The sequence below is a fragment of the Paenibacillus sp. MAH-35 genome (assembly GCF_058135425.1).
Map to the genome: position 1 here is coordinate 21461 of NZ_JBYUPU010000062.1, position 11186 is coordinate 32646.

An 11186-nucleotide genomic window follows, 5' to 3' on the forward strand; every position below is an offset into this window, starting at 1 on the left:
GCTTGTATGCTGCGGGGCCGGAGGTTCTTCTCCAAATCTTATTCGGTTGTAACGGAGGAGCGTTACCGGTATCCGGACGGATCTGCCGGCTTGCCTGCCTGCTGCACTTCAACGATATACCGCCAGCAGTCCGGCTTCGAACCGTCCAGATCGCAAAAATCGTATTCCTGCGCAAGCTGGCCGCTGGACACGGAACGACCGTTCCATCGGTGCACCGAGGGGTCTTTCGCCAAAGCCGCAACGGCGCGCCCGACGAAACGCGGCGTCTCGGAGATCACGAAGTGAGGCTCCTTGGCCAAGGCGTCCGTCCAGTTTTCTTCCTTCACGCCGAAATGGTCCAGCATCAGCTCCGAACGCATCCACCCCGGAGTGACCGCTACCGCCGTACAACCGTGGGGAGCCAGCTCTTGGGCCAGCGAGCGGGCGATCCGGATGACGGACGTCTTGGCCAGGTCGTAAAACATCGATAGCCGGTAGTTGCTGTCATTGTATTCGGCCGTTCCGTCGGTTACTTCAATCACCAGTCCGTTCTTGCTGCGGATTAACAAAGGCAGCGCATAATGGCTAGTAATCAGGTGCGTGTCGATCGCAAGCCGCAGCATGCGAAGCCCTCCCTCCAGGGAGTGCTCCCATAGCGGGACGTTCCACTGAACCAGATTTTCGCCTCCCCATATATCGTTTACGAGGATGTCCAGTCGGCCCTGCTCACTCTCGATGCGGTCGGTCAACACCCGGACCTGGCCGGGATCGAGATGATCCGTCTGAACGGCAATGCCATGTCCGCCGGCTTGGGTTACAAGCTCAGCCGTTTCTTCAATCGTTTCGGGACGGTTGTATTCGGAGCGCCGGGAGCGCGTCGTACGGCCTGTTACGTAGACCGTTGCTCCGGCCGCTCCCAGTTCGACAGCGATCCCCCGGCCGGCCCCGCGGGTCGCCCCCGCCACCAAGGCTACTTTTCCGCTTAAATCTTTCATCGTCTCTCCCCCTCGGTCTCTTGTTCTCTTCTTCATTATACCGCAATAAATATGACAACCTCTGTCATATTGGATTCTCTTTTTTGCTGTTTTCCTTTTTTTTCAAGGCGGGAGATACACGATTCGAAAGGATTCGACTGCGGAGCATGGAACTTTATTATAGGCCCTTTTTTATTGCGGCCTTTCCCCATCTAGCCGTTAACACCTATTAATAAGGAGTATATCTAATTTGCCGAAATTTCCAAACCGAAATACCAAATGGATATATATAGCGATCGCCGGTGTCTTTTTTATGATCCTGACCGGCATGCGCCTAATATGGATCGCGTCGTTTCATAACCCGGATCAGCCCCATGCCGTTCACGGCCAGCTCGATTTGCGAAACTGGGAGGACTGGGACAGCCGTACCCTTACCCTGGACGGCGAGTGGGAATTTTACCCGCATACGTGGCTGATCGCCGGCGAGCGGGGAGCGGCGCCAGGCCAACCGGATTGGATACGGGTTCCAGGCGGCTGGAACGATTCCTTGCAGCCGGGAAGCAACACGCCGTACGGCTATGCGACCTATCGGCTGCGCATCCTGGTCAGCCCGGAACAGGACCGGAACTATAGCATTCGGATTCCCAGCGTGCGAAGCTCATCCGCGTTGTATGTGAACGGCCGGCTGCTGTCCGCCTCGGGTCAGCCGGGGGAAAGCGCAGAGACGTATGTCGCGCATAACGTGCCTTACTCCTCCTCCTTCACGGCGAACGGCGACAGCGTAATCGAGGTTGTCATCCAGGCGGCCAATTACAAAGATCCCCGGGGGAGCGGGATCGTCCGTTCCATCAAGTTCGGGACGGAGGAGCGGATGGCCCGGGAGACGCTGCTCTCGATCAGCATGCAGCAGATTGCGGCCGTCGTTTTTCTGATCCATGCCGTCTATGCACTCATCCTGTATCTGGTAGGACGCCGGGACCGGAGATTGATCGCCTTCTCCCTGCTGCTGGTCAGCGCGATGTTCATGTATTTGCTGGGCAGCGACGAGAAACTGCTGTCGTATTGGTTCCCGATCAACTATGAATTCAGCTTTAAGCTGGTCCATTTTGCCATGATTACAGCCGCGTTTGCGCTGCTTCAGTGCATCAAGCACCAGTTGACGGCCTTTTGGCGCAAATGGGTCCCTTGGCTCTCCGCTTTTTGCTGTGCAGCCGCCTTGTTGTCGCTCCTCCTGCCGGCCAGGTATGTGGTGACGATTCAGTTCATATATTCGCTTGGCATCGGGGTCTCGATGCTGCTCACGATCTTGTCCATGCTCCGCACCTCCATCAAGGAACCGAAAGATAACGTATTGCTGCTGCTGTCCGTCATCGCGTTCATGAGCAACCTCCTCTGGTGGGGGATTTTGATGACGACCGGCATTAAAGTCGTTTATTACCCGTTTGACCTGATCGCTTCGATCGCTTGTTTCGCTTCGGTCTGGTTCAGACACTATTTTCAGGTGCATGCGGAAACCGAGCAGCTCGCGGCCAAACTGCAGAGGGCGGATAAACGGAAGGACGAATTTTTGGCCAATACGTCCCACGAGCTGCGCAATCCGCTACATAGCATCCTGAACTTGTCGCATGTGGTATTGGAACGAGAGCAGCAGTCGCTGAACGGGAAAAGCGTCAAAGATCTGAAGACCGTCCTGACCGTGGGGCGCCGGATGTCCATAATGCTTAACGATCTGCTCGATGCCATGAGCCTTCAAGAATCGGGTCCCCGGCTGCAGCTCCGGAGCTTCACGCTGCAGCCGATCGTCACCGGCGTCACGGACATGCTTCACCCGATGACGGAAGGCAAGCCCGTACGGATCGTTAACGAAATTCCCGAGCATTTCCCGAACGTGTACGCCGACGAAAACCGGGTGATCCAAATCGTGTTTAATCTGCTGCACAATGCGTTGAAATTTACGAACGAAGGCGAAGTAACGATTCGGGGGGAGGTCAAACACGGAAAAGCCCGCATCGCGATCGCCGATACCGGCATCGGGATGGATGAGGAAACGCGGCAGCGGGTGTTCGAGCCTTACGAGCAGGCGGACTCCGCCAAGACGATGATCGAGGGCGGATTTGGCCTCGGCCTCAGTATCAGCAAGCAGTTGGTCGAGCTGCATGGCGGAACGCTGCGAGTCCGCTCCGCACCCGGACAAGGTTCGGAATTCGTGTTTACGCTGCAGCTGGCGGGACAGGCCGAATCGTTGGACGTTAAGGCGAAGGAGTCGACAGAATCGGCTGTACCGGCAGTTGCGGTCGCCGCCCCTTCTTCCCCGCCGCTTTGGATGGATAAGACGCTGACGGGAGCGGCCGGCGCGGGCGATCGGCCTCATCTGCTGGTCGTAGACGACGACCCGGTAAATCTGGAAGTGGTTGAGACGATTTTATCGTCGGACCGTTATGCCATAACGTCGGTGACAAGCGGCAAGCAGGCGCTGGCTGCATTGGATGCCAAAGAATGGGACCTGGTCTTAACGGACGTCATGATGCCTCATATGTCCGGGTATGAGTTGACCCGTGTCATTCGCGGCCGTTTCTCCGTCACCGACCTTCCCGTTCTGCTCCTTACCGCCAGAAGCCGGCCCGAAGACATTCGATACGGGTTTCAAGCAGGGGCCAACGACTATGTGACGAAGCCGGTCGATGCGCTCGAATTAAGAGCGAGAGTACAAATGTTAACGGAAGTGAAGCAGTCTATGCGCGAGCGGATTCGGATGGAGACTGCCTGGCTGCAGGCGCAAATTCAGCCCCATTTCATCTTTAATACATTAAATTCGATTTCGGCGCTCAGTTCGATCGATTTGAAACGGATGCGCGACATGCTCGAAGCATTCGGCGATGTCATCAGAAGCAAAATTAAATTCCGGGATGAGCTGGTCCCGATCGGAGAAGAACTGAACATCGTCCGCGCTTATTTGCATATTGAAAAGGAACGGTTTGACGACAGATTGCAGGTTCAATGGGAGATAGGCGAATGCGGACGGCTGATGATCCCCTTGCTTACGATCCAGCCTCTGGTAGAAAACGCAGTCAGACACGGAGTGATGAAGCGGACCCGCGGCGGAACGATTACGATCCGTCTCACCGACACCGGCACTCACGCGAAGATCGTCATCGCGGACGACGGTGTCGGGATCGAGGAGGAGATTATGCAGCGGTTATCCGGCCATCCGTCCGAGCCCGACCGGGGAATCGGTCTATCCAATACCGATCTTCGTTTAAAACGCTACTATGGCAAAGGACTTGATATCCAAAGCGCTCCGGATCGCGGGACTACCGTATCGTTCTCGATCCCGTACCTGCCGGCCGGACTCCGCAAACGGAACCGCTAGACCACGCTGCAAGGATCAGGTTGCGTGCGATCGTTGCCAGCGATTGGCGCAACCCTCAAGCTTATGCTCCTAAATCATCATTTCTCAAGGAAAGGTGGATACCGGATGGTTGTAAAATTGGTGATCTCTTTGATTATTTTCGCCGTATTAAACGGGATATTGGTGTGGGAGCTTCTCTGGTCTGCCGAACCTATGAGCGGAAAAGTGCGGAAACGGTTTTTCGCGGCGGTCAACGCTGCTGCGCTGCTAGCTTCACTGGCCGTTTTCATTTGGTTCGAGCTGTAGGGCGACCCGTGGCTGCCTCCGGGCGCGCATCCGCCGCCAAGAGACAGTACCCTGATCCGTTCGCCGCTTATTACGAGAAAGGAGCCTTCAAGAGATGGATATCCGGCAGCTGCGATATTTTATTGCGATCGTGGAGGAAGGGAGAATCTCGGCCGCCGCCGAAAAACTGCATATGTCCCAGCCGCCGTTAAGCCAGCAGTTAAAAGCGATGGAAGAAGAGCTCGGCGTGCAACTGGTAGAGAGAAGCGGCAAAAATTTCGAAGTGACCGAAGCCGGGAAATCGTTGTATAAGTATGCGCTGCAGCTGACCCAGCTCATGGAAGAAGCGAAAACGGAAGTAAAGGAAGTGGGTAATGGGGTAAACGGAAAGTTGAAAATCGGCATCAATACGTTTTCGGTTGCGGGACTATCCGGGATGCTCCACCGATTCCAGAAGCAATACCCTAAGGTCACTTATAAAATTCAGCAGAACGAATCGGCTCATCTGTGCAATCTGGTCAAGGAACGGAGCATCGAGCTTGCGATCATCCGGCTGCCGCTTGAGCTGTCTCCTTTTTCCGTGCTTCATCTGTTTGCCGAGCCGTTTTACTTTATTACGTCTTCCCAATCGGCACAGTGGCCGGGTGACGAGGTGTCGCTAGCCGATCTGGGTGACGTTCCGTTGATCCTGCCGAGCACCGAAGGATTAGGCGTTTATTATTTAATCGTGGAGGCGTTCTCCCGGTTCCGTCTGAACCCGAACCTTATGGGCGAATGTTCCGATATTACGCTGCTGATGGATTTGGTTTCGTCCGGTTTTTGCTGCTCGATCGTTCCGGAGACGATGCTTGCCCGGCATCCGGGCTACCCGGTCCGCGCTCGCCGAATCTCCCCGGCTGCGGAGCTGTATTCTCCGGTCGGCGTCATCCGGCTGAAAAACCACCGTTTGTCCAAAGCCGCTCACAATTTTGTTGAGCTGTTAAAAAGCGAAACGGCTGGCCAAGCAATGGGCAAATAATCGGCTCCGACCCGGTTGGTGCGTGGGAGGGAATGGGACCATCGGTCCAGCCCGGTCCCCCTTCGCTTAGTACGGCGAACAACTCGAACCTTCTAGTCGATTGAAACGACGGAAGCTTCTCTCGAATGAGAAGCTCCCGTCCTGTTTGTTTGCTGCGCCGGGGAGCTGCAGCTCCTCGTGACATCTTTATCCGGCGTCTAACGCCCCGGAGACGACCTCTCCTCCGAACAGCACCGCTGCCCGCTTTGCTCTTCGCGCTACCGCTTCCGCGGAGCAGCTCGCCTGCACCAGCACCGCGTCGGCCGCATCGCCGATTACAGGCCACACCCGTTTGCCTTCTGCATCGAGAGGTATTATGCCTCCCGTGATAAAACCCAGCGCTTCGCCGAGCGAGCGCTCATCGACGAACCGGTACAGCTCCGCAAGCCTGCCCGCCTTCTCCAGACAGTCCCCGGTGCCGAACGGCGACCAATGGTCGGTAATGCTGTCGTTGCCCAGCTCAACCCGGACTCCCTTCACTCGCATCATCGGAATCGGCATGATCAAACTGCCGATCGGCACCGTCGAGGTGACGGAAATGCCAAGGCTTGCAAAACGTTCCGCCAGCTCGGCGGCGGGTCCGGCTTCGCCCGCAAAACCGAACGCATGGCTAACCGTTACCCGGCCCTGCCAGCCGGCCTGTTCCGTCTGCTCGGCGAGCCTGTGCATCGTCCTTATTCCGGTCTCACCGCGGTCATGAATATGAATATCAACGCCCGCATCCGCCTCAACCGCGATATCCATCATCGTCTGCAGCGATTTCTCGATATTTTCGTCCACCGTTGCCGGGTCGACCGCACCGACATGAGTGGCGCCATGCCGCATCGCCTCCCGGACGAGCTGGACCGCATCCGAGCGAAGCAGCCCGTGCTGCGGGAAGGCGACTATCTCGGAGGTCAGCTTGCCGGAATACGTCTGAAGCGCACGCATGGCAGCCTCCAGGTTTCTTAAGCCGACGACCGGGTCGACATTGCAGTGCGTCCGGACATGAGTGGAGCCATAGCCAAGCAGCAGCGCGAGCATATTCTCCGCCCGCTCCTGTGCGGTAGGCAGCAGCTTCGGCAAGAGCTCCCGCTCCTCCTCGATTCTGCCGAATATGCCCGTCACCGGTTTTACCGCTTTCCACGGCCCGCTATAGTAGGTTTTGTCGATATGAATGTGCATTTCCTTGAAAGCGGGAAGCATCAAGAGCCCTCCCGCATCACGCAGCGGAAGCCCGTCGCCCGGCAGACTGTCCGCAGCCGAAGCGATGGCCGTCATCCGGCCGTTCTCGATGCGAATGCTGCACATATCCGTTTCGGTTCCGGTAATCTCTCCCTCTTCGTAACGGTAGCCGCTTTCCAAACGAACGTTGACGAGCCAATAAGCCGAATGATTCATGCTCCACCCTCCAATGATCCATATACGATGCTTCCTTTGAACATCACGGCCGGACGTTTCGCTCTTCGGGCTACAGCCTCCGCCGAGCATTCCGCTTCGGCGAACACGAAGCTCGCTTCGTCGCCGGGCTTGGGCCACACTTGCCGTCCTTCCCGGTCAAGCGGCGTTCGGCCTCCCGTAATCCAGCCGAGCGTCTCCCCCAATGCCTGCTCCGTATTTCGTCCAAACCGTTCCGCCAGCCGCCCCGCTCTTTCGAGAATGTCACCGTTGCCGAACGGCGACCATGAATCGAATATATTGTCGCAGCCGATCGCAACCGGCACTTGATTGGCATGCAGGAACGGTATCGGCGGCATCGTCCGGCCCAGCGGCACGCTCGTGATGATCGTCATGCCGTTCTCGGCGAGCAGTTGCGCCAGCTCGTCCGCTTCCCGGCCTTCCATTTCGCCCAAGGCGAACGCATGGCTGACCGACACCCGGCCCCGCCAGCCGGCTTCCTCCGTCAACTGCGCCAATCTCCGGATCGTGTCCAGCCCGACCCGACCGCCGTCGTGCAAATGCAGATCGACATCAGCATCCGCTTCCACCGCCAGCTCCATCATCGTCTGCAGCGATTTCTCCATTTCGCCATCCACCGTATGCGGATCGACGCCTCCGACCAGCCTGCAGCCCCGGCGCAGCGCCTCTCTCACAAGTCCGGCGCTTTGCGTGTGCAGCAGTCCGTGCTGAGGAAACGCGACGATTTCGTACGACAATTTGCCGTTGAACGAGGCCAGTGCCTCCTGTACGGCTTCCAGATGGCTGAGCCCAACCTCCGGATATAAATCGACATGCGTGCGGACATGCGTCGACCCCGCCTGCAGAAGGATGCCGAGCAAAGTCTCGGCCCGTTCCTTCATCGTAGTGGCCAGCTGCGGCAACGCAGCTTTCTCAATCTCGAATCGTTCAAATAAGGTCGGGGCCGGACGAACCGGGCGCCAGCGGTCGCCGAGCAGCGTCTTGTCCAGGTGACAATGCTTCTCTACGAAAGAAGGCAGAGCGAGCCGCCCCTGCACATCCAGATGAGGCAGCCCCTGTTTCCCTTTCCTTTCCCCCGGCTTCTGTCCATACGGCACATCGCTTGCTAGTACCCGATCCGAAATGATTCCCTTCTCAATCTTCAGGTGATACAGATCTGTCGTTGTTCCCGTAATCGCACCGTCCTCCATCTTATAACCGGTCTCCAAACGGACATTCGTCAGCCAAAACGTCCCGTTCACGCGCTTTTCCCTCCCCGAATGTATTTATTCTTGTGACGGATTACCGTCCATTTGCCATTTGCACCTTATTCCATCAGTCCGAGTCTATCCGTATGCTACCACTGATTGTTGTATAGCGAAAATATTAATAATATTATCTTTCTATAGGTTTTACATATGGAATCACATTTTTTGAGACAAACCTTGCGAAATGATCTCTTGATCGGTTAGAATACTGAATAAACGTTCAGTATAATTCGACGACTGTACACGGCCAGCCAGGAAAGAGGTGCGGTATGGATGAATAAAAAGAAGCTGCAAAGCGAGCAAACCAAAAAGAAAATAGCCGAGAAGGCCAGAACCTTGTTCGTGCAAAAAGGCTACAAGGCTACATCGATTGAAGATATCGTGAAAGCGACCGGCTGCAGCGCAGGCAACATTTATTATCATTTCAAGAGTAAAGAAGGACTGATTTTATATCTGATCGAGGAATGGAACCGGGAATGGGAAGAAACATGGCTGGCCAAAGAACCGCTCTACCCGACTACAGCCGATAAATTATACGGAATGGCTGAACATTTGGCGATCGACCAATTGAATCATCCGCTGACCAAAGCGGTTGACGAGTTTTTCAACAATGCCGAGAAAGCTTCGGATGTGGAAGAGCGTATTAACGCCATGGTCCAAGGTTATCTTAACTTTAATCGGCAGCTGCTCCAACGAGGAGTCGACAACGGCGAATTCCAGATCACAAATGTGGCGGCTCTCGCGATTATTTTGGACAGTTTGACGTTCGGATTAAGTCAACATTCCCGGCATATGGACCGGGATGAGGCGCTGGCGGCTTACCGGCTTGCAATGGACGTGTTTTTGCACGGCGTTGCCAAGCCATCCCGCTAGTCCTTTTTTTCACCATAATCTAGAATGAATATTCAGTATGTTTGCTTTTATATCGTTTGGAGGAATTAATCATGTCTTTGCTGTTAAAAAATCGGGGGGCCGTTCTGGTCCTGATGTTGAATCTATTTCTAGTCTTTACGGGGATCGGCCTCGTCATACCGATCCTGCCTATGTTTATGGACGAGCTCGGCATAACCGGGAGCACGGTCGGCTTGCTGGTAGCGGCCTTCTCGCTAACGCAGCTTCTGTTCTCGCCTCAGGCCGGGCGGCTGGCCGATTCGTTCGGCAGAAAACGGATGATCGTCATCGGCATGTTCGTGTTCGCGGTGTCGGAAGGGCTGTTCGGAATCGCAAGCGACCCGGTGCTGCTGTTCGTCTCGCGGATGCTCGGCGGCGTCAGCGCCGCCTTGATTATGCCGGCCGTCATGGCTTACGCCGCGGACGTCACGACGAAGGAGCAGCGCGCCGCCGGGATGGGCTATATTAACGCGGCGATTACGACAGGTTTCGTTATCGGTCCGGGCATTGGCGGGTATATCGCCGAATTCGGGATTCGCACCCCCTTTTATACCGCCGCCGTGGCCGGACTGATCGCCGCCGTCATCACGCTCCTTATTTTGCCTGAGTCGCTGCCGGCCAAGGAAGGGGCTGCCGATTCGGCGTCCGCAGAGAAACAACGGAGAAGCCTTCTCTCGCAATTGCTGCACTCCTACCGCGAGCCTTACTTTTTAAGCCTGGTTATCGTCTTTGTCATGTCGTTCGGACTGGCCAACTTCGAGACGGTTTTCGGATTGTTCGTCGATCATAAATTCGGGTTCGGGCCTAAAGATATCGCCTTTATCATCACGTTCGGCTCCATCGCCGGCGCCGTCGTTCAGGTGACCGCGTTCAGCTGGATCCTGAACCGTTTCGGGGAGAAACGCGTCATTTCGGTTTGCTTGTTTTTTGCCGGTTTGTTTATTTTGCTCACGCTGTTCGTCCATAAGTTTTGGCTCATTTTCGCCGTTACGTTTATCGTCTTCCTGGCGATCGACATCTTGCGTCCGGCCATCAGCACCCAGATGTCCATGATGGCCAAAGATCAGCAGGGCTACGTGGCCGGTCTCAACTCGGCCTTCACCAGTCTCGGCAATATCGCCGGACCGATCGTCGCCGGATTTTTGTTCGATGTGGATATCAACTATCCGTATGCGCTGGCCTGTATGGTTCTGCTGATCTGCTTCGGCATGTCGCTAAGAGCCGGCAAACGCAAGCTGCAGGACGCCCCTGCGTCTTCGTGACGGATTGCAACTTGACGGTACAGCCTTCGGCCGATAGAAGAAGCTGCAGATCACTCTTATTGTGTCATTCAAGCGGGTTACAGACAAAATAAAAGCTGCAAACGAGGCTGTCGATTCATTGTGTAGAAGTGTAAGCAGGCCGTTCCAAGTGAAAAGTTACCTTCTTCTGCTCAAACAGGTTGTCCGGAATCCCTTGATTGAATAAGGATTGTAAGGTAGGGGATTCCAGACAAAACTCGCCAGAAGGTAATCTTTTCCCTTTCCACTTGGGTTGTCCACAGTGAATCGACAGCCTCGCAAACCACTCTTAACCGTAAACACAACCAATACATGCTTCTCTCCGCACTAGCTCAGCTTATGCGGGTGAAGCATTTTTGTCTTGGCAAAATGACAACGCTTCTCAAGCGGAAATCCGGCGACACATTCGTCCTCGGCGATCAGCGGCACCCCGGGCTGATGCACGATACCGGTGCGGCTATACGGCGACGGCGGTCGCGGGCCGCGCTGTTCGAGGCGTCGTTGGCCGATACGGAGCCGTTGTACGGACGGTGTGAATGCAGCGAACGATACCGGCGCCCTGTCGCTACAGAGGGCTGGTTACCCAGCCCCCTCATCAAGCGATACAAGCTTGTTTTCCGGAGTAGGCTCTCTGATGGTTTCCCTTTTCCATTGGACAATCTTCAGGTGAACCTTCCCGGCAATCATTGACAGAAGCATGCAGAAACTTTATTATGTGAATATAAA

8 protein-coding genes are annotated in these 11186 nt (G+C 55.6%); 5 read left to right on the plus strand and 3 right to left on the minus strand.

All coding sequences use genetic code 11. The features are described from left to right. Positions 1-62: 62 nt before the first annotated feature. On the minus strand, positions 63-974 hold the full coding sequence (locus AC3Y2E_RS32535) for an SDR family oxidoreductase (RefSeq protein ID WP_379217433.1): 912 nt from the start codon (positions 972-974) through the stop codon (positions 63-65). A gap of 229 nt (positions 975-1203) precedes the next feature. Here AC3Y2E_RS32535 and AC3Y2E_RS32540 point away from each other — a divergent pair, with 229 nt between their 5' ends. The 3 genes from AC3Y2E_RS32540 to AC3Y2E_RS32550 all read left to right on the plus strand — a co-directional run bounded on the left by AC3Y2E_RS32540 (position 1204) and on the right by AC3Y2E_RS32550 (position 5605). After that, complete coding sequence (locus tag AC3Y2E_RS32540) at positions 1204-4323, plus strand: hybrid sensor histidine kinase/response regulator (protein WP_379217434.1); 3120 nt, start codon at positions 1204-1206, stop codon at positions 4321-4323. Positions 4324-4428: 105 nt separating this feature from the next. Continuing rightward, positions 4429-4608 carry a hypothetical protein gene (locus AC3Y2E_RS32545; protein ID WP_190926983.1) on the plus strand — a complete coding sequence of 60 codons (180 nt, stop codon included), beginning with the start codon at positions 4429-4431 and terminating at the stop codon, positions 4606-4608. Positions 4609-4702: 94 nt separating this feature from the next. Beyond that, entirely contained in the window at positions 4703-5605 is a 903-nt protein-coding gene (locus AC3Y2E_RS32550) for a LysR family transcriptional regulator (RefSeq protein WP_379217435.1), read from the plus strand. 186 nt (positions 5606-5791) lie between these two features. Here the strand turns inward: AC3Y2E_RS32550 and AC3Y2E_RS32555 are convergent, their stop codons facing one another. After that, positions 5792-7024 (minus strand): amidohydrolase, encoded by a 1233-nt coding sequence (locus AC3Y2E_RS32555; protein ID WP_379217436.1) that lies wholly within the window; start codon positions 7022-7024, stop codon positions 5792-5794. Beyond that, complete coding sequence (locus AC3Y2E_RS32560; protein WP_379217437.1) at positions 7021-8283, minus strand: amidohydrolase; 1263 nt, start codon at positions 8281-8283, stop codon at positions 7021-7023. Before AC3Y2E_RS32560 ends, AC3Y2E_RS32555 begins: the two co-directional genes overlap by 4 nt. A 279-nt stretch (positions 8284-8562) precedes the next feature. On the opposite strand from AC3Y2E_RS32560, the gene AC3Y2E_RS32565 reads away from it, so the two are divergent. Next, positions 8563-9162 (plus strand): TetR/AcrR family transcriptional regulator, encoded by a 600-nt coding sequence (locus AC3Y2E_RS32565; protein WP_379217438.1) that lies wholly within the window; start codon positions 8563-8565, stop codon positions 9160-9162. A gap of 71 nt (positions 9163-9233) precedes the next feature. Further along, positions 9234-10442, plus strand: a complete 1209-nt coding sequence (locus AC3Y2E_RS32570; protein WP_332074675.1) for an MFS transporter — start codon at positions 9234-9236, stop codon at positions 10440-10442. Positions 10443-11186 lie beyond the last annotated feature (744 nt).